Origin of the sequence: Halobacillus rhizosphaerae, from assembly GCF_046719735.1 — a bacterium.
GTDB lineage: Bacteria > Bacillota > Bacilli > Bacillales > Halobacillaceae > Halobacillus_B > Halobacillus_B rhizosphaerae.
Genome location: NZ_JAUTWQ010000008.1, coordinates 216,930 through 238,717 on the forward strand (window position 1 = coordinate 216,930; position 21,788 = coordinate 238,717).

30 protein-coding genes and 1 pseudogene are annotated in these 21,788 nt (G+C 40.1%); 26 read left to right on the forward strand and 5 right to left on the reverse strand.

The genetic code is table 11. The features are described 5' to 3' along the window. Positions 1 to 85 precede the first annotated feature (85 nt). Positions 86 to 574 carry a DUF4367 domain-containing protein gene (locus tag Q7A53_RS10915; RefSeq protein WP_411789197.1) on the reverse strand — a complete coding sequence of 163 codons (489 nt, stop codon included), beginning with the start codon at positions 572 to 574 and terminating at the stop codon, positions 86 to 88. 159 nt (positions 575 to 733) lie between these two features. Here Q7A53_RS10915 and Q7A53_RS10920 point away from each other — a divergent pair, with 159 nt between their 5' ends. The 6 genes from Q7A53_RS10920 (at position 734) to Q7A53_RS10945 (ending at position 4,932) form a co-directional block, all read left to right on the forward strand. Further along, on the forward strand, positions 734 to 979 hold the full coding sequence (locus Q7A53_RS10920) for a hypothetical protein (protein WP_411789198.1): 246 nt from the start codon (positions 734 to 736) through the stop codon (positions 977 to 979). 75 nt (positions 980 to 1,054) lie between these two features. Then, on the forward strand, positions 1,055 to 1,582 hold the full coding sequence (locus Q7A53_RS10925; protein WP_411789199.1) for a GNAT family N-acetyltransferase: 528 nt from the start codon (positions 1,055 to 1,057) through the stop codon (positions 1,580 to 1,582). A gap of 52 nt (positions 1,583 to 1,634) precedes the next feature. Further along, positions 1,635 to 2,078, forward strand: a complete 444-nt coding sequence (locus Q7A53_RS10930) for a cell wall hydrolase (protein ID WP_411789200.1) — start codon at positions 1,635 to 1,637, stop codon at positions 2,076 to 2,078. A 393-nt stretch (positions 2,079 to 2,471) separates the two neighbouring features. Beyond that, positions 2,472 to 3,437: a cation diffusion facilitator family transporter gene (locus Q7A53_RS10935; RefSeq protein WP_411789201.1), complete on the forward strand. Its 966-nt coding sequence runs from the start codon at positions 2,472 to 2,474 to the stop codon at positions 3,435 to 3,437. Between the two features lie 123 nt (positions 3,438 to 3,560). Continuing rightward, positions 3,561 to 4,091, forward strand: coding sequence for a DUF4269 domain-containing protein (locus Q7A53_RS10940; protein WP_411789202.1), 531 nt, complete (start codon positions 3,561 to 3,563; stop codon positions 4,089 to 4,091). A 91-nt stretch (positions 4,092 to 4,182) separates the two neighbouring features. Then, entirely contained in the window at positions 4,183 to 4,932 is a 750-nt protein-coding gene (locus tag Q7A53_RS10945; RefSeq protein ID WP_411789203.1) for a hypothetical protein, read from the forward strand. 124 nt (positions 4,933 to 5,056) lie between these two features. Here Q7A53_RS10945 and Q7A53_RS10950 read toward each other — a convergent pair whose 3' ends face one another. Beyond that, positions 5,057 to 6,394: a hypothetical protein gene (locus tag Q7A53_RS10950; RefSeq protein WP_411789204.1), complete on the reverse strand. Its 1,338-nt coding sequence runs from the start codon at positions 6,392 to 6,394 to the stop codon at positions 5,057 to 5,059. Between the two features lie 188 nt (positions 6,395 to 6,582). On the opposite strand from Q7A53_RS10950, the gene Q7A53_RS10955 reads away from it, so the two are divergent. The 3 genes and pseudogenes from Q7A53_RS10955 (at position 6,583) to Q7A53_RS10965 (ending at position 8,458) form a co-directional block, all read left to right on the forward strand. Continuing rightward, positions 6,583 to 7,095 (forward strand): GNAT family N-acetyltransferase, encoded by a 513-nt coding sequence (locus tag Q7A53_RS10955; RefSeq protein WP_411789205.1) that lies wholly within the window; start codon positions 6,583 to 6,585, stop codon positions 7,093 to 7,095. Positions 7,096 to 7,148: 53 nt separating this feature from the next. Next, on the forward strand, positions 7,149 to 7,718 hold the full coding sequence (locus Q7A53_RS10960) for a GNAT family N-acetyltransferase (RefSeq protein ID WP_411789259.1): 570 nt from the start codon (positions 7,149 to 7,151) through the stop codon (positions 7,716 to 7,718). Beyond that, positions 7,715 to 8,458 (forward strand): annotated as a pseudogene (locus tag Q7A53_RS10965) (phosphotransferase family protein). The gene Q7A53_RS10960 and the pseudogene Q7A53_RS10965 overlap by 4 nt, the downstream one beginning before the upstream one ends. 13 nt (positions 8,459 to 8,471) lie before the next feature. On the opposite strand, the gene Q7A53_RS10970 reads toward Q7A53_RS10965, so the two are convergent. Beyond that, complete coding sequence (locus Q7A53_RS10970; RefSeq protein WP_411789206.1) at positions 8,472 to 8,936, reverse strand: CBO0543 family protein; 465 nt, start codon at positions 8,934 to 8,936, stop codon at positions 8,472 to 8,474. 183 nt (positions 8,937 to 9,119) lie between these two features. Here Q7A53_RS10970 and Q7A53_RS10975 point away from each other — a divergent pair, with 183 nt between their 5' ends. The 17 genes from Q7A53_RS10975 (at position 9,120) to Q7A53_RS11055 (ending at position 19,124) form a co-directional block, all read left to right on the forward strand. After that, the gene (locus tag Q7A53_RS10975) at positions 9,120 to 9,266 is read left to right on the forward strand and encodes a hypothetical protein (protein WP_411789207.1); all 147 of its coding nucleotides are present in this window, start codon (positions 9,120 to 9,122) and stop codon (positions 9,264 to 9,266) included. A gap of 191 nt (positions 9,267 to 9,457) precedes the next feature. Continuing rightward, entirely contained in the window at positions 9,458 to 9,703 is a 246-nt protein-coding gene (locus Q7A53_RS10980) for a hypothetical protein (RefSeq protein WP_411789208.1), read from the forward strand. Positions 9,704 to 9,891: 188 nt separating this feature from the next. After that, positions 9,892 to 10,089 (forward strand): hypothetical protein, encoded by a 198-nt coding sequence (locus Q7A53_RS10985; RefSeq protein ID WP_411789209.1) that lies wholly within the window; start codon positions 9,892 to 9,894, stop codon positions 10,087 to 10,089. A 153-nt stretch (positions 10,090 to 10,242) separates the two neighbouring features. Continuing rightward, entirely contained in the window at positions 10,243 to 10,623 is a 381-nt protein-coding gene (locus tag Q7A53_RS10990; protein WP_411789210.1) for a VOC family protein, read from the forward strand. Positions 10,624 to 10,872: 249 nt separating this feature from the next. Continuing rightward, the gene (locus Q7A53_RS10995) at positions 10,873 to 11,847 is read left to right on the forward strand and encodes a quinone oxidoreductase family protein (protein WP_411789211.1); all 975 of its coding nucleotides are present in this window, start codon (positions 10,873 to 10,875) and stop codon (positions 11,845 to 11,847) included. An 81-nt stretch (positions 11,848 to 11,928) separates the two neighbouring features. Then, positions 11,929 to 12,555: a class I SAM-dependent methyltransferase gene (locus tag Q7A53_RS11000; RefSeq protein WP_411789212.1), complete on the forward strand. Its 627-nt coding sequence runs from the start codon at positions 11,929 to 11,931 to the stop codon at positions 12,553 to 12,555. 33 nt (positions 12,556 to 12,588) lie between these two features. Then, a complete protein-coding gene (locus Q7A53_RS11005; protein ID WP_411789213.1) occupies positions 12,589 to 13,338 on the forward strand; it encodes a LysE family translocator in 750 nt (249 codons plus the stop codon). A gap of 201 nt (positions 13,339 to 13,539) precedes the next feature. Continuing rightward, entirely contained in the window at positions 13,540 to 14,058 is a 519-nt protein-coding gene (locus tag Q7A53_RS11010) for a DinB family protein (protein WP_411789214.1), read from the forward strand. 30 nt (positions 14,059 to 14,088) lie between these two features. Next, complete coding sequence (locus Q7A53_RS11015) at positions 14,089 to 14,649, forward strand: GNAT family N-acetyltransferase (RefSeq protein WP_411789215.1); 561 nt, start codon at positions 14,089 to 14,091, stop codon at positions 14,647 to 14,649. A 13-nt stretch (positions 14,650 to 14,662) separates the two neighbouring features. Further along, positions 14,663 to 15,361: a Type 1 glutamine amidotransferase-like domain-containing protein gene (locus tag Q7A53_RS11020; protein ID WP_411789216.1), complete on the forward strand. Its 699-nt coding sequence runs from the start codon at positions 14,663 to 14,665 to the stop codon at positions 15,359 to 15,361. An 87-nt stretch (positions 15,362 to 15,448) separates the two neighbouring features. Further along, on the forward strand, positions 15,449 to 15,637 hold the full coding sequence (locus Q7A53_RS11025; RefSeq protein ID WP_411789217.1) for a hypothetical protein: 189 nt from the start codon (positions 15,449 to 15,451) through the stop codon (positions 15,635 to 15,637). Between the two features lie 163 nt (positions 15,638 to 15,800). Beyond that, positions 15,801 to 16,667, forward strand: coding sequence for a PhzF family phenazine biosynthesis protein (locus Q7A53_RS11030; RefSeq protein ID WP_411789218.1), 867 nt, complete (start codon positions 15,801 to 15,803; stop codon positions 16,665 to 16,667). A 92-nt stretch (positions 16,668 to 16,759) separates the two neighbouring features. Next, positions 16,760 to 17,299 (forward strand): 2'-5' RNA ligase family protein, encoded by a 540-nt coding sequence (locus tag Q7A53_RS11035; RefSeq protein ID WP_411789219.1) that lies wholly within the window; start codon positions 16,760 to 16,762, stop codon positions 17,297 to 17,299. 35 nt (positions 17,300 to 17,334) lie between these two features. Beyond that, positions 17,335 to 17,757, forward strand: coding sequence for a FosM family fosfomycin resistance protein (gene fosM, locus Q7A53_RS11040; protein ID WP_411789220.1), 423 nt, complete (start codon positions 17,335 to 17,337; stop codon positions 17,755 to 17,757). Positions 17,758 to 17,780: 23 nt separating this feature from the next. Then, positions 17,781 to 18,077: a hypothetical protein gene (locus Q7A53_RS11045; RefSeq protein WP_411789221.1), complete on the forward strand. Its 297-nt coding sequence runs from the start codon at positions 17,781 to 17,783 to the stop codon at positions 18,075 to 18,077. An 88-nt stretch (positions 18,078 to 18,165) separates the two neighbouring features. Continuing rightward, positions 18,166 to 18,639 carry an 8-oxo-dGTP diphosphatase gene (locus tag Q7A53_RS11050; RefSeq protein ID WP_411789222.1) on the forward strand — a complete coding sequence of 158 codons (474 nt, stop codon included), beginning with the start codon at positions 18,166 to 18,168 and terminating at the stop codon, positions 18,637 to 18,639. A gap of 26 nt (positions 18,640 to 18,665) precedes the next feature. Continuing rightward, entirely contained in the window at positions 18,666 to 19,124 is a 459-nt protein-coding gene (locus Q7A53_RS11055; protein ID WP_411789223.1) for a GNAT family N-acetyltransferase, read from the forward strand. A gap of 457 nt (positions 19,125 to 19,581) precedes the next feature. On the opposite strand, the gene Q7A53_RS11060 is transcribed toward Q7A53_RS11055, so the two are convergent. Then, positions 19,582 to 20,586, reverse strand: a complete 1,005-nt coding sequence (locus Q7A53_RS11060; protein WP_411789224.1) for a FecCD family ABC transporter permease — start codon at positions 20,584 to 20,586, stop codon at positions 19,582 to 19,584. Then, positions 20,583 to 21,617, reverse strand: coding sequence for a FecCD family ABC transporter permease (locus tag Q7A53_RS11065; RefSeq protein ID WP_411789225.1), 1,035 nt, complete (start codon positions 21,615 to 21,617; stop codon positions 20,583 to 20,585). Before Q7A53_RS11065 ends, Q7A53_RS11060 begins: the two co-directional genes overlap by 4 nt. Positions 21,618 to 21,788 lie beyond the last annotated feature (171 nt).

The following is a 21,788-nucleotide window of genomic DNA, read 5'->3' on the forward strand; positions in this document are numbered from 1 at the left end:
TCCGATTTATTTGCGGTTTCTTCATTATATTTGCTGAAAAGCTGATATATTTGCGACTTATCCATTTTATTTGCGTACCGTTATATTATTCAAATGAACCCGCAGTCTTAATTAGCTCTTCCTTTGAAATGCTTTTGCCAGAGTCTTTATGAGCTGCAGTTAGTTTATAAACGATGCCATCCTGCTTCCAAGTTAAATACTTTATCGTTTCTCCAGATTGTTCGGTTTTCTTTTCAGCATATTTTCCTTCAAGATTTCCTATATCCACTTTTTTCATTTCCATGTTCATATGAATAGCCTTGCCATTAAAGGTCATTAATTCTATAGATTTTCCTTCTCCAGAGAATATAAAGTTATAAACGGCCTCGGTATCTCCAGTTGTAGGAGTAGGTTCAAAGTTGGTATTTTCAGCTTGAAATGGTAATTGAGCAGGCAGGTTTGGCTGATAAGCTTCATTCTTTAATTCATTTTGAAGACTTGTACTATCGTAAGCGTTTAAATCGCTAGCTTTTCCTAAAGAACATCCACTTAATAACAGGAAGGTTACAAGAATAAATGATAATATTGACTTCATATACTGTCTCCCTTTTTACTATTTACCAACGAAATGGTATCCAATAGTTATAAGCTTAGCAATTAGTAACAATTTCGTCTAATAAGTCGGCATTTTGTTACGATGGTGATATCTAGTTCGTAACCTTTCCGTGGGAGAAGGTCAGGAGGGATCATAAAAGTGAAAAGAGTGATCAAGTTGTTTGGAGAAGGTGTCTTGATTGTAAGCATGATCTTGTTGGCCATTGATTTGATAAGCGGCCAGTGGAGCGCTCATACAAATTACTGGGTTCTGGGTACAGTGATATATTGGTTCACCGTCGGATATATTTATTTCTTTGAAGAGAATAAACGAGTTTGGGGTGCCATCTTCATGGTGATAACTGGAGGCGGGATAGTGGCTGCGCTGTTTGCAGCATGGACATGAAAAGTTGGGAAACGTATTAAATCATAGCGTCTGTAGAATCATCAACAAATTTCATACATAGAGAGGACGAATACCATGAACATTCATTTCACAAGATTGCTCACTCCAACCCCGAGCATTGTTAAGGCAATGAACCGGTGGGAGAATGACTCAACTTTAATTCCGCTCGTGCGCCCAAATCAAGATCAAACAGGACTAGATCGACGGACCGAACTCAATCAGCAGGATCTGATTAAACGCCTTCAAGACCATCACATCTATTTAATTTATCTGGATAAACAGTTAGTCGGTGAAATGAATTTCATGGTGGACCCGCCTCATTTGTACAAATATGAACCTGGAACGGCATGGATTGGGATCACCATTGGAGAGCAGGAAGGAAGAGGAAAGGGCATTGGCTACAAAGCCATTTCCTATTTGGAGGAGCAGATCAAGAACGAAGGACTGAAACGCATTGAGCTCGGAGTATTTGAATTTAATAAACAGGCCATCAGTCTTTATAAAAGGATGGGTTATTCAGAGATTGTTTCCATAAGAGATTTCACATTTTGGCAGGGGCGAATGTGGTCGGATATCCGTATGGAGAAATATGTGAACGGTTAATTAAATGGCATGAATAGAAGCTTTGTTCATACAATATTTCTGAGGTGAAAAAATGCCAAGAGTACCCTATCGAAATTCAGACGTAGCCTTGATGGCTAGGATGATGCGGGCAGAAGCTGAAGGTGAAGGAAAACAAGGCATGCTGTATGTAGGAAATGTAATCGTTAACCGTGCCAAAGCAGCCTGCCTGGATTTTGCAGATGTAAGAACCATTAGACAGGTCATTTACCAGGTTCAGGGCGGAAATTATTCTTTTGAGGCTGTACAAAAAGGAAATCTATTTTATAACCCGGCGCGATCTGTAGAAAAGCGATTGGCAAGAAAGAACTTAAATTATTGGAGCCAGCTGCCGGCTAAGTATTCGCTTTGGTATTTTAATCCGTATGGTCCATGTCCCGACACCTGGTATGGCCAGCCCTTTGCCGGCCAGTTTAAGAATCATTGTTACTATGAGCCAGCGGCAGGAACATGTGCGAGTGTCTACACCGGTGCTTAACCTTGCTTCGTTTATCTTCCGCAGTTGGATATGCCATTTTCTCTCTTAATAAAAAGGGGGACGTTGAAAGTTGAGGTTCCCTTTTTATTAAGGAAGTTAAGGAGTCATCCACCTCCCTGCATTTGCAACAGCCCCTCAATCATTCATCAATAAATCAGACAGGCGGACTTCCGTCTTTTTTTAATGGAAAAATTTATTGCGAGGAAGTGGAAAATCAGATTCCAAGCAATTAAGAAGCGAGGGAGTTCTTTTCAAGGATCGCTTGAAAGACCGAACTGCGAATGTTATGTTATATATGATCACTTATTCATATAAAAAATCCAATGTGTTTGCTTAAAATAAATAAGGGTATAAATTAAATATGAACACATGATCATATAGGAGGATTTGGAAATGGCACACCAACATGAACATGACCATGATCATCATGATCACGATCATAGTGATTTATTTCATTCACATGCACCCGCAGGGAAAATGAAACAGGCGTTTTTCCTTGCTATGATTATCTTGGCAGCAGAATTAGTCTTCGGGATTCTTTCTCATAGTCTTGCTCTGCTTGCAGACGCCTGGCATATGGCTACCGATGTACTGGCGATTGGACTGGCCTGGTTTGCCTTGCACATTTCTAAGAAGTCAGCGGACAAAACAATGACCTTTGGATATGAGCGGGCAGGAATTCTAGCTGCTGCGCTCAATGGTCTCACCTTAATCGGCATTACGATCTGGATACTCTATTCAGCAATCGAACGGATCATTAATCCCGTAGATGTTGGAGGCTGGGGGATGTTTGCCGGCGCTGGGATTGGACTGGTCGTTAACTTAATTATTATTTTTGTGCTTAATGGTGACGAAGATAATTTAAATGTAAAAGCAGCACTGCTGCACGTCATTGGTGACGTTGGAGCATCGGCCGGAGTCATTATCGCGGGAATTATTATTCACTTTACAGGATGGTATATCATTGACCCGATCATCAGCTTGATTATTGCCGTAATTATCGCATTCAGTGCTTGGAATATTTGCAAGCAGTCTTTCCGTATTTTAATGGAATCCAAACCGAAAAATGTGGAAATTGATCAAGTTATTCAGACGATGAAAAAGCAGGATGCCGTCGCGGATCTTCATGATCTGCATGTGTGGAGTATTACCAGCGGCAAGAATGCCCTAGCCTGTCACCTCGTTCTAAAAGAAGATGTTCCGTTTTCCGAGCATCAGCAAATCTTACGGACGATTGAACATGATCTAGCTCATATTGGCATTGGTCATGTGACCATCCAAATCGAGGATCACAACCATCCGCACGAAGAAGATACGTTTTGTGCAATGAAAGATGATGGAGATGCTCATGCTCACTAATACTAAAATGGACCCTTCGGCATTGTCCGCTGGGTTCTTTTTTTTTTTCAGTAAATTAGGGAGTTTTGGTAAAATGAGGATAGGAACTTTCTGGTAATTTCCCCTTTCTAAGGAGATGGTTCGATGATGGATCTATTGGCAGAAATGAAGAGAGGAAATAACAAGCAAAAAGCTGCTTATCTCATGCTTGCTGAATTAGAAATCTTCTCTCAAATGAGAAGCTATCATCCAGTACTTTGTGGAACAATTCCTCTGGGGATTGATGTCGAGAATTCGGATCTAGACATCATCATGGAAGTAACAGACCTGAAGGAGTTTGAGCAGCAGCTTCGAAGGCATTACGGGGATCAAGCGGGCTTTACGATGAAGAACAAAATGATCCGAGGGCGCGAAGTTGTCAAAGCTAATTTTATTTTTCAAAACTTTGAAGTTGAGATCTTTGGACAGCATCAGCCTGTTCACAAGCAGAATGCCTATTTACATATGATAATTGAATTCGAACTATTAAAGGAAACACCTGCCCTTAAAAATAAGGTTAAAGATCTAAAAAAACGAGGGTATAACACTGAGTCAGCGTTTTGTGAATTATTGGGTCTACCAGGAGATCCTTTTGTAAATCTGATAGCGTTTGGAAGAAGAAAAGGAATTATATGATACTGAAGATAACGAAGAAATAGAGCATTCAGACTATACCATCCATAACTTTCAACAAATGTACGCTATTCTATGAACGGGGAGAATTTAGATGAAACACATTTTTGCTTTCGAAAATAAATCAGATTATGAACAATTCGATGGAATCATCGTAAATTTCCGAAAGAAGCTCAGCAATTACCAAAAAATATTAGAAGAACAATACGCCCTTAAAGAAGCGCCGAAAGCTATCGTATGGACTTCAGAAGAATTGGCGACGAATATCTTTTCAAATCTGCCCATCCCTGCGTTTACAAATGAAAATATTATCTATTTTTCACCGGATTTATCAGCTTGGAGAAGACTTTTTATTCAGCAGCTAGAGGGCAGAAAGGCACCTGAGATTCGGAGATATTACGAGCATTTATCTGAAAACCAATTGGTCACGATTCTAGGTCACGAATTAACCCACCATTCAGATTTATTCGTAGATGAATTTGATGAGGAAAGAGTGGATAGCATTTGGTTTGAAGAAGGAATGTGTGATTACTTAGCAAGAAAATACATATTAAGTGAAACAGAATTTATGGAAATAGTGAATGCTGAGGCTCAAATGATTGTTTTGTTTAAAGATAAGTACGGTCATCATTCCTTAGACGAGTTTGGTGGTGAAAGTTACCAGGGCAGTCTGACCAGTATTATGTATAATTATTGGAGAAGTTTTCAAGCAGTGAAATATTTAGTGGAAGATAAGGCAGATCATGATATAGATCACATTTTTAAGGAGTACCAATCATGGAATCACAATGGGAGGAAGGTGCCTCTAACCGACTACTTTAATCTGCCGGATCATTTTAGTTAAAGGATGAGGTTGGATTGGAGAAATAGAAGTTGATCCTTCTTTGAATTAACAAGGGAAATAAAAAAGAGAGAGGGAAAAGAGCCCTCTCTCCATGTAATAAAAAGATATAGGATAGTACTTGATCTTACTTAACGGTTGATTTTTTACGGTAAACCATTGCACCGCCGCCAAGTGCTAGAATGATAAAGGCCATCCATGCCCAGGCAGTGTTACTGGCTGTTCCGCCCATGCCGGTATCAGGCATTTCAGAAGGCATTGTCTCTGCACTGAATTTATCTGGCATTTGAGTTGCAATCGCTCCTGATAGAGCTGTACCGATCGTAGACATGCGTTTCAGTCCTTGATCATAAGTTTGATAAGCATTTTGATAATCTTCATTCATATAAGCCGTTACGACATCAATAACATCTTGTTCATGAGCCATTAGAACTTTAGTCGCTGTGTCAGCAGGAAGGTTATTTTCTGTGGCAGCAGCTAAGAAAGAACCCAGCTCTTTCGGGAAGTCTTGAAGAAGAGATTGTTTCACTTGGTTCACTTTATCCATATCTTCATTCATCATGGCAGTTCCTAGTCCAGCGCTATCCTCATATTGAGAAGAAAGGATTTTAGCAAACTGGTCGGCACCTTCTTGTCCATAGATGGATTTTACAGCAGCTGTCATTTCATCTGCATTTTGTTCTAGTTTTTCATTTACAACATCAGCATCGTCTGAACCTTGAAGGTTTTTCAAGCTATTTAACGTTTGGTAGGTAAAGTGAATCCCTAGCAATTCGTTAAATGTCACGCGCAGATCAGAAGCTGGTGTTACGGCTTTAGTGTTATTAAACTTCTCAGGCATTTGTTTTACGATAGCTTGAGATAAGGCTGTACCAATGGTGTACATACGTTTGTAACCCTCGTCCAAAGCATCATAAGCTTTTTTATAATCACCATTAATATAAGCGGTAAATACATTCATCACGTCTTGTTCGTGAGCGGTAAGTACTTTTTCAGCAGTTGCAGCTGGAAGATTTCCACCAGTAGCTGTATCTAAGAAAGCACCTAATTCTTTAGGAAAGTCTTGCTGCAAGGCTTGCTTGACTTGCATTTTCTGATCGGAATCATCATTTTTGAAGGCTGTCCCAAGATTGGCACTGTCTTCATATTGAGAAGAGAAGATCTTCGCAAATTGATCGGCACCTTCTTGTCCGTAAATAGATTTGAAAGCGGCTTTCATTTCTCCCGCATTCTTTTCAAGCATTTCCTGAGCGACATCCGCATCAGCAGCTCCCTGGTACTGTTTTAAAGTAGTAAGGACCTGGTATTCAAAGTGTGTGGCTAATAATTGACCTAAATTCGCTCTTAGGTCAGCGGCAGGACTCTGTACAGGTGTGGAGTCTTTTTCTCCATCAGCGGCAAACGCTAAAGAAGGAATCAATAACATAACTGCCATAAGAACTGCAAAAATTCGTTTGATCTTCATGTGTTTCTCATCTCCTTTTCAGATAGTGAACCCCCGAGTAATTATTGGTGATTCACTAAGCAATCGATTTCATTTACGGATTGGATCACTTTATTTGATAGAAATTTTAAAAAAGATGCAAAAATCGACTTTTTTACCATTGAAAAATGATTATGAGAATTATTTAATCGCCGGGATGGAGGATGGATATGGATATCAAAACAAACAGGTTAATGATCAGGAGATTTGAATACAAGGATTGGGAAGCGGTCTATGAATATACAAGAGATCGCAACGTTATGAAGTATATCCCAGAGGGGGCATTATCTGAAGAAAAAGCAAAAGAGCTGGTAAATAACAATATTGGTCCCGAAGCAGAAAAGTTCCCTGTTCTCCTGAAAAATGAAAATCAACTTATTGGGCACATAGTTTTTCATAAGTATTTTGGAAGTCATACCTATGAAATCGGCTGGGTATTCCACCCTGGTTATCAGCAAAATGGGTATGCCACTGAAGCAGCTAAAGCAATTATGGAATGCGGGTTTAGTGAAATGGGGTTACACAGAATAATCGCTACCTGCCAGCCTGAGAATATTCCTTCTTATCGTGTTATGGAAAAGATAGGGATGAGAAGAGAAGGCTATTTTAAAAAATGTATACCGCATGGAGATCAATGGTGGGATGAGTATTATTACTCGATCTTAGAGGAAGAGTGGGAATGAACCACTGATGAAGAAATTCTGCTGGACTTCTTAAGGAGAGGAGCCGAATGAGAATGCTGTTTCAAAATGAAAAGCTTACCGTACGCCAATTAGAGGAAAAAGATTCTTCCTTATTAGCCAAATGGCTGTCTGATCCAGAGGTTCTTGAGTTTTATGAAGGAAGGGATAACCCATTTGATTTAGAGAAAGTTCAAAACAAATTCTTTGCTTCAGCGGGTCAAACCAGCATGTGTATGGTCGAATATGTGGGAAAAGAAATCGGTTATATTCAATTCTATGAATTAGATGCAGATACAAAAAAGAAATATGGAATTTACACGGAGAACACTTATGGCACTGATCAATTTATTGGAGAGACGGATTATTGGAACAAAGGCATTGGAACCCTGCTGATTTCTAGTATGGTTAGTTACTTAATTGAACATAAAAAAGCAAGTCGCATAGTGATGGATCCTCAAACACAAAATACTCGAGCCATAACATGCTACGAGAAATGCGGCTTTAAGAAAGTGAAACTCCTTCCCAATCATGAATTTCATGAGGGAAAATATCAAGATTGCTGGCTGATGGAGTTTTCGAGACTATCCATCAGTTCTAAACGGAAGGAAGGTGAAAGCTCATGAATTTAGGGACACCAATTGCGACAGGAAACACAGCTGAAGTTTATCGCTGCGAAAACAGAGCCATCAAAGTATTTCACGATCATTTGCCCGATACAGAAGCTGAAAAGGAAGCACGGAAACAGCATGTAGCCTTTGTGAACGGTCTTCCAGTTCCTGAAGTACTGGAAGTGACGGAGATAGCAGGAAGACCAGCGATCATTATGGAATATATAGAAGGAACAACGCTTGGGGAGTTGCTATGTAACAACAAGAGAGATGCCGAATTTTATATGAATCTATCCGTTGAAATGCAGCGCACTGTTCATCAGATAAAAGCTGATTCCATCGAATCCATGTCTGGAAAGTTAGTACGCCAAATCGAATCTGCCCCGCTCGTGGAAGATAGACAGAAGAATGCCTTAATAAAGGCGGTACATGCCATCTCATACGAGCCAAAGTTATGTCATGGAGATTTTCACTTATTTAACTTAATGAAGCTCAAGGATTAACTCACCATTATCGATTGGGTAGATGCCAGTGCCGGAGATATCCGAGCCGACGTTTATCGTACGTACCTTCTCTACTCTCAGTTTTCAGAGGATTGGGCAGACCTTTATCTGCGACTTTACTGTGAGCAAAGCGGATTTCAGAAAGAAGCAATTTTTCAATGGGGACCGATCATCGCAGCGGCAAGATTATCAGAGAACGTGGCCACAGAGCATCCCCAACGTCTGTTAAAGATTATCCAATCATTTCAGTAAAGTCATTGTCCCCTTAGAGTTCCTTGGTCAATTTTTTTAGAAAATGAAAATAAATATCGGCTAGAATTAGGCCAAGTAAATAGGCGATAAATGTATAGAAGATATTCCAGTGATCATCGTACTTTACTTTATTGAATATCACAGCCAATTTCTCTGAGCCAGTTAGAAATATGAGAAATCCTAAGTAAACGATCCAGCGCTTCCACTGCTTAATATAGATTATAAACGTAAATAGAACTGCCATAGCAGGATTAAAGCCAAAATCAATATTAATGGAATTAAAGATGAGATAATTGGTTTCAGGGTAAAGCGTCCAGAACTTCAATGCCATGCCGATTTGATTTAATGTGATCGATAGTAAAGCCACAAAAGGAGCCACCGTTAAAAATAATAAAGGAGTTCTGCGGCAGAAGATAATTGCAATTATCCAAGGAATGAGTAATCCTACAGTTAAATTAAAAAGAATGGGAATCACCACTTTTTGTGCATTTATTGTTATTACTTATTATCATCTGATATAGTAATTTAATGATAAGTAAAAAATGTAAATAAAATAAAGGTTTAAAAAATTTTTCCTTTTCTATAGGTTGATGTATATTTTACTTTCATCGGGCGAATACTTTTAGCAATTCTATTTTTTCAGGAAGAAAGGAGCCTTCCTATGACGGATAAATATCTGATCTATTATCAGACCAAATCAGGCGTTGTTAAAAGAGAGCCGGTATTCGCTACTCACAAGGAAAAAGCGCGGGAAACCTATTTGAAAACGAATCCCAAAGCGAAAATCACTCATATTCTGCTTCATTAGTTATAACAAATCTTTATACGTATGCCGTAACGCAATCCCAGTTTCACAGGAATTGCGTTTTTTGTTGAGAAAAATGAAGCAAGTGAAGATGTGGAAAAAGTGGAAAAATTATGGTTATTTATATAAAATGATAAGGTGAACGGAATCTTCTTAAGCTAAGAGTGGGATAAGAAATAGGAGGGAGAAAAGTATTGAATCTATTTAGAAAAATAAATAAATTCCTTGCTATCGGGATTTTATGCGCTGTTTTTTATCACTTTTTTATCCATCCAATCGATTTATCGATAAATTATCTTTTAGCATGTATATTTTTATTATTTGGGGTAGAAATGGTCATAGAAAAAGAAAGAGATAAAAAATTAGGATATGCCTATCTGTTCACTTCCCTGATTCTTATTTCAGTTATCCTTGTGGATATCTTTAAAAATGTTTATTAACTGAGGTTCAATTAGAATAGCGAGGGTTTTTGTTTTTTTTGCCCATTGCTGTACTTTTCATTATTAATAAAAGTTATTTCTTAGCTAATTTATTGAAATAATTCGCAGCATACTGCTTGTTCCTCCTATGATCATTATCATTATTCAGACATCCTGTACAACTATGAACTTATACTGGAGGAGATAACTTGTTCCTTATAACAGTGGCTCAAGGTGGATTTAATACTGCAGATGCTATTATTCAGGTGGTCATGTTTCTAGTCATGCTCTTGATTCCTGCAGTTTTTGTATTCTTATTCTTGATGTTTAAGAAGCAGCGAGAAAAGACGAAACGATTGGAAGCGAAAGTAGATCAGCTGCTAAACCAGAAAAGTAAAAATACATAAATTTTGTAATGAAATAATGAATCGGAAGTTGGAAGCGACACTTAGGGGGTATCTTAAATGTAAAAAACGAGGACCATGGAAGGATGCCGCATAAGCGACCGACTATCCAATAGGCTATACTATTAAAGAACGCTACTATTAGGAGGGAATTGGATGATAAGTAAAGTGGGACAAGTCATGTTATATGTGAACAACCAGGATGAATCTTTAAGGTTTTGGAAAGAGCATTTAGGGTTTCATGTGATTTCGGATGAGAGTAACGCCGAAGGAATGAGATGGATAGAATTAGCCCCTACAGCGTCTTCAGAAACAAGTATTGTGCTTCATAACAAGGAATTAATTGCTCAAATGCAGCCTGAGTTAAATCTTGGGACCCCATCTTTAATGTTTTATGCAGCCGATCTCGATGCTTTGTATAATGACTTATCAAGTAAGGATGTAACGGTCGGGGAACTAGTGAATATGCCTGGAGGAAGAGTATTTAACTTTGCAGATCATGAAAATAACTACTTTGCAGTGATGGAAAAGAAATAAGCAGCGGCGGCAAGGAAGGAAATCCACATCATGCTGAATTAGTAAAAAATCGAACGGGTAGAATGATCCGCCCGCCATGGCACAAATTGAGGGCCGCAATTGCTCTTGATTTGTGTTTTTTTTTAGTTTATTGCTGTTTAATAATAAGGGGCCGGTTGTCGTCATAGTAGGATGTAACCTGCTTTTTTAGCAATTGGCGAGTAGGAGTTATGATATAAAGATGTTATACATACCAAAGGGGGATTTGCCGTGAAAGCCATTATTCAAAACGAATTTGGAAATGAAAATGTACTGATCTATACCGATATTGAACGACCGAAGCTTGAATCTGAGGAGATTTTAATTAAATTCGCTTACACTAGCGTAAATTATGCCGACATTAAGAAAAGAAAAGGGAACAAAGGAAAGGGAAAGTTCCCCTTCGTTCCAGGGTTAGATGCAGCAGGAATCGTGGAGGAAGTTTTTCCTGGTTCAAAATTTTCAATTGGCGAACGAGTCATTGCATTTCCAACTTCCGGATCTTACGCAGAATATGGTGCAGCACATGAATCGCTTGTGTACCGGATCCCTGACAGCCTCTCATTTGAGCAGGCGGCAGCCATGCCTACTGTATCGATCTTATCTTCTATGTTATTACATGAAATAGGGCAAGTGAAGGAAGCAGATACCATCGTGATCCATAGTGCAGCTGGCGGAGTTGGTTCCATGTTAGTTCAGCTTGCTAAATTGTTTGGTATTCATCAAATCATCGGGACTGTAGGCAGTCTTGAAAAGGAAGATTATGTGAAGTCTTTAGGTGCTGATATCGTATGCACTTATAATCAATTTTCCGAGGAAGTATTGGCTAAGACGAATCAACAGGGAGCCACGGTTATTTTTGACTCGGTAGCGGGAAATATCACGAGGAAGAGCCTGGACTGTTTAAGATTGTATGGAACGCTGGTCCAATTCGGAAATAGCAGCGGCGAGGCAGGATCATTTACTACAAGCGATGTTCACAGCAGCTGCCGAAATATTAAAGGTTTCAGTCTCGGAACAACCAGGAAACATCAGCCAGAGCGATTAGCACCTGTGGCTGCGAGAGTCATTGATTTATTTGCCTCAAATAAGGTAAAGCTGCCAATTGCTAAACAATTCGATTTAAGCAATGCATCTCATGCCCACAAATTAATGGAGAGCCGCAATTATACGGGAAAAATTCTGCTGAAATGTTCGTACGAATAGCGGCACGATAGGGTTGCTTTTTTTAGAGGGGGGAACACCTTAGAGAAAGTTAACTAAAAACTAGATCAAAGCGGGTGAGCCATGAGATTTCCTGAGAGAATTAAGAATTATATTGATCGCCAATATCGAAGCCCTAAAGGAATCATAGGATCGTATATCGGTGAAAAAATGGTCCGTCAGCATCAACCTGAAACTCTGTGGACGATCGAATTATTACAAATTCAAGCAGAGGATAAAGTGTTAGAACTGGGCTGCGGATCTGGTTCAGCTATGAAACGGATTCTGCAGAATACTGAGGCAGGTTATGCATCAGGAGTAGACCTGTCCAAAACGGTTATTCGCTCGGCGAAATTTAGAAATCGAAGAGCGTGGAACGAAGGGAAAGCGGATTTTACACTAGGGGATCTCAAAAACCTGCCTTACCCCGATAGACATTTTCACAAAGTGTACAGCATCCACACATTGTATTTTTGGGAAGATTTACTGAAGTCTTTAACAGAAATATACAGGGTGCTAAAGCCCGGAGCAATCTTCATCATCACACTTAGTGATGGAGCAGACGGAGAGGTATGGGAGGGCGTGAAGGAATTATTAGACGAATTTATTCCGATGGCGAAATCAACAGGATTTCTAGAAGTATCGTTAATTAGAGGATCCAATTCAAGACAGTACCATACCGTTGCTGTCACCGGGAAGAAACCTTCATGATTCCATTACTTTTCAAACCAAGGGGGGATAAGAATGAAAAAGAAACCGATCTATATAACGGCTGCTTTGATCCTTCTATTCATTTCATCGATCCCTCTCATCAATAATGTAACTCCGGAAGATAGCAGAAATTTTGTAGGTGTTCATTGGACTTCTCTTATCCCAGCGGCATTTCTAATGGCTTCAGTACCGGGAGCTAATCAAATTCTCTCTTTGCGTAACGGATTAAGAAAAGGAGCTAAAACAGCAATCATCGCAGTGAGCGGACGATTTACCGCTTTTGCATTGATGATCCTTGCCGTTTCTTTAGGACTGAACGCTATTCTACAAACCTCCACCCTCGTGTTTATGATCATTAAATGGGTTGGAGTCATCTATTTAGCCTGGCTCGGAATTAAGACGATTTTGTCCAGTCAAAAAGAATATGAAGATGAACGAATAGAAAGCAGTGGTTCAGAAGCCACTGAGGATCCACCAAAGGCATGGCAATATGTTAAACAAGAATTTATGGTTGCCGCTGCCAATCCTAAAGCACTACTGTTGTTCACCGTCTTTCTGCCCCAATTTATCTCTTCCGATTCTGGCGGATTCGGCAGGCAGATTTTAGTGGTAGGTGCCGTTTATATTTTGATTGAATTTATTTGTGCCACGGCTTATGCCATGATAGGCGGCCGGCTTAAAAGTATTGGTTTAAGCAGCAAAGTGAAAAAGAATTTAGATCGTATGACTGGCGGAATCATGTTGGGGCTTGCGGTCTGGTTAGCTACGGAAAAAAGCGAGTAATCGATGTGGACATTGAAAAAAAGGAGATAGTGCAGCAGAGACAGAACTGAATAAACAGTCTGTCTTTTTCTTTGACTACTGTGATTCGAATGTATGGAGTGATGTTGCTTTTGTTCTACCATTTATATCCTTAAGATTTTAGTCTATATTTTAGAAATTGGTTGTTACCCTTAATATTAACCGCGAAGGGGAGGCGGAGACATGATTGATTACCGGATAAAAGCGAAACGAGGAAGTTCAGAGAAAATTGGCGAACTGATGTCAATGCTAGAGCATACCCGAGCAGTTACGTTAGAAGAACTTAAAGGATTAAGACAAGAGGATTTAGATTATCTAGCAGATGAAGGAGCGAATACAATTGGTGCGCTATTATTGCATATCGCTTCCATTGAATTTGTTCACCAAGTGATATCTTTTGAAAATCGTGACTTAAATAAAGCAGAATTTCAGAAGTGGAAAACGGCGCTTGAACTTGGAGAACCCGCCAGAAGTACGATTAGAGATTATCCGCTTGAGTACTATTTAAATGAACTCGCTCAGGTCAGACAACAAACCATCATCCAGTTAGAAAAGTATGACGACGATTGGTTAATGGAAGAGGAACAGTGGGAAAACGGGGTTCCTAATAATAATTATTACCTTTGGTTTCACGTCTTGGAAGACGAGATCAATCACCGTGGGCAGATAAGATCCATCAAACGTCTTCTTTCCAAAAGGTAAAAATCCATGATGAATGGGAGATGTAATGACATGGAAATGCGAGAAGAGATTAAATTTATTCCTATGACCAGAGACCACATAAAAGATGTAAATGCCACGAACGATTCGTTTCCTATCTTCGGAAAAATCGTACCCAGTTTCCAGGATGGAAAGTGGTACATTGAGGAGTTACTGTTCAAAGAGACCCGTGAAACCCGCTTTCCTGATGACCAGCTAGATTGGGAGAATTACATGAATAGTGAAGATAAAGTCATTTTATTAGCCTTCCTCGATGATCAATGCATCGGTCAAATTAGAATCATTAGAGATTTCACTCGGTTCGGCTACATCGAGAACATTGCCGTTAAGAAAAATTTCAGAAAGCAGGGTCTTGGGCAGCAGTTACTAGCAGAAGCAGAAGATTGGGCCAAGCAGAAACAGCTGATCGGTCTGTCATTAGAAACGCAGGACGATAATTTAGGGGCATGCAGGTTTTATATCAAGCATGGATTCAAGCTGGGCGGCGTCGATATTTACAGGCATTTATTCAATGACAATATTGATAAGGCATTATTTTGGTACAAACCTTTTGATGGTCCATGGTCTAAATGAGAGGAAGTCGAATATGAAGCAAATCATAGCTTTAGGAGGCGGAGGATTCTCGGAAGAACCGGAGAACCCATTATTAGATGCTTATATTCTAAAGCAATCAGGAAAATCGAATCCAAAAATTTGTTATATTCCAACTGCCAGCGGAGACTCAGATGAATGTATCTCCTGGTTTTATCATTTTTTTGAACAGCAGCTTTGCCAGCCATCTCACTTATCCTTATTTAAACCCCCATCAAGAGATCTTGAAAACTTTCTATTAGAAAAGGATATTCTTTATGTTGGCGGAGGAAACACAAGGAATTTATTAATTTTATGGAAGGAATGGGGATTGGATACGATCATCAGGAAGGCATGGGAGCAAGGGATTATTTTAGCCGGAATTAGTGCAGGCTCCATTTGCTGGTTTGAACAAGGAGTAACGGATTCTTATGGCGGGGAATTAGAGCCATTAAGCTGCTTAGGATTTTTGAAGGGAAGCAACTGTCCCCACTATGACGGAGAAGAAGCCAGAAGACCCACTTACCATCAATTATTAACAGCCTGCCAAATTAATCCCGGAATCGCCGTCGATGATGGAGCTGCTGTCCACTTCATCGATCAGCAAATAATTAACGTAGTGAGCTCACGACCTAAGGCAAAGGCTTATAGGGTTTACTTTGATAGGCAAGTGAAGGAAGTGGAGCTGGAAACGTTGTACCTTGGAGCCAAGTAAACAATAGACCAACCAATACATTAGTACCTGGTTTTATTTGGAAAAAGAAAGTACAATTGAATTACCAAAAAATTGGGAGGGTTGTCTTTGAGTACCTTCGCAGCTTTAATCGTCATCGTTTTAGCGGTAATCGTGGACTTCTTTTGGCTGGATGCAGATCGAAAACGATGGGGATGGATGAAGCATTGGACGAAATTTCAGAAAGGACTATTCTTTTCTGGATTTATCGTCGTTACAATTTTAATTTACGCAGGTTTCAGTCTGGAATTTTTATGAAGATCCAATTCCCTACTAAGGGGCTTACCTTTTAAAAAGGTGAGCTTCTTTTTTTTAGATTTATCCAGTAAGTTGATTACTTTTCTCGATAGGAGAGGCGAAATGTCAGAGGAAATACGAATGTTATAATGAATCAAATGCCAGGTAAAGTGAGGTTGGAAGGTTGAAGAATCAAGTTGTACACACCACAGTATTTTCTTTAGAAAACGGCGGGGGAAATCCGTGTCCGGTTGTTTTAAACGCGGATCTATTAACCACGAATACTATGCAAAGCATGACAAAGGAATTTGGCCACGAATCAGCTTTTGTCCTACAGTCCTCTCGTTCAGATTGTGATATAAAGCTTCGTTTCTTTGTTCCTTTACATGAGATGGAAATGTGTATCCATGCGACCATTGGCAGCATCACAGTTCTTGTTAATCAAGAGATTATTAAATACTCCCCGATTATGGTAGAGACGTTGATAGGACCTGTGAAGGTTGAGTGGGAAGTAAAAGGAACAAACCTGGATATTAGTGTTGAACAATTCTCCCCGCAATTTATGAATGAAACTCCGGATAAAAATGATTTATGTAAAGCATTAAATATCGAGATCGATGAAATTCTTGAATTCCCTATCCAATCCGTTTCCACTTCACGATACAAATTGATGATCCCCTTGAAAAGCGTTGAAACGCTTAATAACCTTAATCCTAATTTTGAATATCTTTGGGAGTTGTGTGATCAATTCCGAACGACTGGGTTCTATCCGTTTGCAATAGAGCCAAACAGTAAGAATTGTGTTCAGGCACGGCAATTTCCGAAAAGAGCGGGATATGACGAAGATCCGGCAACGGGTGTAGCAGCATCTGCATTAGGAGCATATTTAGCAGAAAATAAATATTTTTCCCAGTTAATGGAAGGCTGGAATCGCTATAGGATTATTCAAGGTGTGGCTATGGGGCGGCCAAGTATCATTCAATCCGAAATATTTATACAAAATAACCAGATTATTAAAACCCTTGTGAAAGGCAATGCAAAAGTAGTCTGATCTAACCTAAGAAAGATGGTATGGAAAATCGTGAGTATAACTACTTGGTTTACCACATGTTGGATAGGAGAATCATTGAAGGTGGTTATTTAATGTATGGACTGATTGCTGCATTTGATCAAACAACGGAAAGCTTTATCAAGAACGTATGGAAAGAACTCAAAGAAAAGTCGATTTCATCGTACGCGTATGAAGTAGAAGACAGAATACCTCACATTACATTGGCAAGCTATAACCAATTAAATCGAAGAGACTTTTTCGATCAAATGGACGAGACCTATCGATATCAATCTGTGATTGATGTTAACTTTAAATCAATTGGTTCTTTTCTTAAATCCGGAGCATTGTATTATAGCCCAACGGTTACCAAAGGTTTGTATGAACTTCATTCAAACCATCACAAGGACTTTGAACGTTTTCAAGACGATCCAAATTCTCTTTACTTACCTGATCATTGGATCCCACACTGCACCATAGCCAATAGATTATCTCAGGAAAAATTACAAGAAGCTTTTCATTATTGTTCAAAAAGACATTCCGCCCTATTTGGAAAGATCGTGAAGGTGGCTTTAATCGAGGTTACGGAAAAACACACCGCACCTATCATTTATTCCAAAAAATTAATAGAGTAAGTCTTCTGTATTCTCAATAAGGGGGGAGAATTTCCATGAACATAAAAGGTATTAACCATTTTCTTTTTTCTGTATCCAACTTGGAGAATTCCATTCATTTTTATGAGCAGGTGTTAAATGCCAAATTACTAGTTAAAGGCAATACCACAGCCTATTTCGATGTTAATGGTCTTTGGCTTGCGCTGAATGAAGAAACAGAGGTTCCCCGGAATGAAATATCACAATCCTATACTCATATTGCTTTTTCAATAGACGAAAGTGATTTTGACCAAGCATATCAGGAGTTAAAAGACTTGAAGGTAAATATTTTATCAGGGCGGAACAGAGACAGCCGGGATAAGAAATCGATTTATTTTACTGATCCTGACGGCCATAAGTTTGAGTTTCACACGGGTACCTTGCAAGATCGTATGAATTACTACAAAGAAGCGAAACCTTATATGGATTTTTATGATTAGACAGAAGGGTGTGAATTGAGAAAGTGAGAGTAGTATTTGAACTCCTTCGTATTATTGTAATCGTCGGGTTTCTTGGCGCCTTAGGTTCAACAATACTGGCAAAGATTTATGCTGTTAATGGAGCTGCTGAAACCTATTCGTGGTTGGGAGCCATAGGAATAGTGATCTTACTCTTTGTGTTATATAGAAACAAGCTTCAATTTACAGGCTGGTATAAAGGGAAGAGGGGACATAAATTGAAGAAAAAGCTTACTTTCATCCTTACATTGACCTCTATTCTATTTATTATGTCCCCTTTTTTATTGGGATTAATAAATTGAGATACTTCCCAATATGACGAGCTAATTCATTTCAAAGTGGAGGAGGAAGAAGAGCGAGAAAAGTGAAATTTAAAGAGGGGAGTTTGTTATGGAAGAATCCATTCATTATAAATTCTGGACGATTTGTATGATCCAGGACCAAGAAGAAGTGTTATTGCTTAATAGGCAGCACGATCATCTAAAGGGTTATATTCCTCCGGGAGGAAAAGTGGAATTTCCTGAAAGCTTTGTAGATGCGGCGATTCGAGAGGTGAAAGAGGAGACGGGATTAGAGGTGAGCAACCTTGTATACAAAGGGCTATATGAATTTGTGAATCTCGAAAAAGGGGATCGATATATGATCTTTAATTACATAACTAAAGACTACCGTGGTGAGCTGCTTCAAAACCCGCCTGAAGGAAATCCAGTTTGGGTGAATGTAGAGGAAGCAGAGCAGCTGCCGATGCAAGCCTCCACTCAAATCAGCTTCCCTTATTTTTTTGAAGAAGGTACCTTTGAAATACAGATTATATGGGATAACGAAAAGAATCAAGAAGGAGAAGTTTTCATAAAAAGAACGTAGCTTTACATAAGAAGGAGTGTTAGAAAATGCAAGTGAAATTAGTGGAAATGACTTCAGAGGAATTCCAGAACTTTATAAGTTTTGAGATGGAACATTATGCGGACGAACATATAAAATCGGGGAATTGGAAACCGGAAGAGGCAATGGACAAGGCCAAAGCAGAATTTGAAACACTCCTGCCCGATGGAAAAGACACAGAAAATAATCATCTATATACCATACGAAATGGAGACAAGGAAGTTGGCGTGATTTGGCTCGCGCAAACATCTGCGGAGAAAGGTTTCATCTACAGTATTACCATCTGGGAGGAGAACCAGGGCAAAGGATTTGGCAGAAAGGCGATGGAGGAACTTGAAACCTTAGCCAGGGAATTGGGAATAAAACATCTTGGTCTTCATGTGTTTGCTCATAACACCATTGCCCGCGATTTATATGAAAAGTTAGGGTATAAAGAGAAGAATATAAAAATGGAAAAAACGTTGTAAATGATAGTTAGATTGCATAGCAAGGGTGTAACATACTTTAATATCACAAAATAATATAAATGCCTGTTCAATCATAAATAAGAGACGGGATATAAGAAAATGCCCCAATCTAAAGACGAATCATAGAGAGAAGGGGCGAGGTATACCCTGAATGGCCGCTCCAGAAATACACTCCGCTTTTCGCGGGCGGCTGGTTTGCCTCCTCGTGCTTTCGCACTTCGGGGTCAAACCTATGTCTTCCTCCCGCAAAATCTCCGTGTATTTCCTTCGCTTGAGCGGCTAATTCTCCCTTTTATTCTGCTTTGTTCATCTGTGGAAATGACTAATAAAACGGGAGTCATACTATTTGTGGAAACGCCTAGAAACCTTTAATAATACAGGACGAAAAATAATCCGAACGATGGTCCACCATCGTTCGGATTTTATTATGGAGGGAAACTTCTCCCAGGCTTTTTTGCTAGGATTTCATTAGTAAATAAATAAAATAACTCCCGCCGACCACCGATACGACCAGTCCAACAGGGATTTCTGATGGAGACAGGATATTTCTTCCGATTGTATCGGCAAGGAGCAGCAGCAGCGCTCCCATCATTGCTGTGATGGGAATAAGAGCTCCGTGCATCGGACCGACGATTCTCCTTGCCAAATGGGGCACCACTAGACCAACAAAGGCAATTCCTCCACCCACTGATACGCTGGCTCCGGCAAGAGCAACAGCAATGAAAAGAAGAATTCTCCGTTCTTTTTCTACGTGTGCTCCCAACCCTGCGGCGATATCATCGCCGAGATGGAGGGAGTTGAGGGTGCCTGCTTTCATAATCGCCATCGGAATGAGAATAAGAATCCAGGGGAGCAGAGCGAGTACATACGTCCAGTCCGTACCGGAGATATTTCCTGACAGCCAAACGGTTGCCCGCAGAAAATCTTTTGGATCCATTTTCAGTTGGAAAATAATGATTAACGCGGCAAACGCACTATTAATACCGATCCCTACAAGTACAAGACGCATCGGCGAAATGCCGTTCCGCCATGATATGGCATAAATTAAGATCGCAGCCACCGAGGAGCCTAATAAGGAGGCAATCGGCAAGAGAAAGACAGAGAAGTCTGATACGGCACTAACGGCTCCCTGAAAAAAGAAAATGTAAAGAACGACTGAAAATCCTGCACCTGCGTTAATTCCAATGATTCCTGGATCAGCCAGACCGTTCTGGGTGACACTTTGAAGGATAGCGCCAGATACAGCCATCCCTGCTCCGATAAGTAAGGCAATAAACATTCGCGGCAGTCTGAAAGAGAACAGGACCATATGACTTTGGCTGCTGCCGTTTCCAGTCATGGTTTGAAATACTTCAGAAGGAGAAATGTGCATGACTCCTAAATTTAAGCTTACAAGCATCGTTACGATAATAGCGATGATTAGGCCAATAACCATTGTCCAATTTTTCTTGTAACTGGTCATGCGGCATTCCTCCCATCATTACGGGCTAAATAAAGGAAAAAGGGGACACCGATGAGAGCTGTCACCGTACCTACTGGCGTTTCAAACGGAGGATTAATCATACGAGAAACGGTGTCCGCGATGATCAGCAGAATTCCACCCAGAATACCTGAGCAAGGAATGATAACCCGGTAATCGGAACCTACGAGAAATCGGGTGATATGGGGAATGACGAGGCCGATGAATCCAATGGTTCCGGAGACAGACACGGCCGCACCGGTTAACAGGAGTACCACGATTGTCCCTGTCAGTTTAGTTACCCAGGTTTTTTGACCAAGACTTCTCGCTACATCTTCTCCTAAGCTGAGAGCGGATATGGACTTGGATAGCAACAGAGCAATCAAGGTTCCCAAAATAGCCACCGGTGCAAGTAATTTAATGTGAACCCATTGAATACTTGATAAGCCCCCGGCATACCAAAAGCTAAGGTCTTTGGCGATATTGAAATGAATTGTAATGGCAGTGGAAATAGAAGTGAACAAAGCGGTCACAGCTGTTCCCGCAAGAGCAAGCTTCACCGGTGTAAGGCCGGACTTTGAAATCGATCCGACAAGAAAAACGATGCCTGTACCTAAACCAGCCCCTCCAAAGGCCCACATCATCATCGTGAAGCTGGAAGCGGATGGCATGATCGCAAGCGCTATGGCCATAGTGAACATCGCTCCCGCCGTGACTCCCATAATAGAAGGAGAGGCAAGCGCATTGCGAGTCATTCCCTGCATAATGGCTCCAGACATAGCGAGCGCGGAACCGATTAAAGCAGCTGCCAGCGCTCTAGGGATCCGGAGGTTAACGATAATCTGATGAGAAGAAGAAGAGGGATTATATGCCGTTAAGCTTTTCCAAATCGTCTCCAGATGGATGTCAGCCGCGCCATACATGATGGAAATCGCCATGAATAGCGCCAAGACAAAGAGACCTGTGGTAAGGATCACTGTGGCCAAAATGGTTTGTTTGTTTTTTGACGTTTTATTTGCTGACCGGCGCGGCATCGGCTGCACTCCTCTGTTGAAAAAATAGATGTATAGATAAATAGTTTACGTTTAATTGAAAAACATTATCATTGTATTATACATCCGCAGATTAGGCAATCACCGGCGCACATGACGAAGCTGTAATGAAAATGAAAAGTGCTTGTAATTGAAAATGATAATTGTTATCAT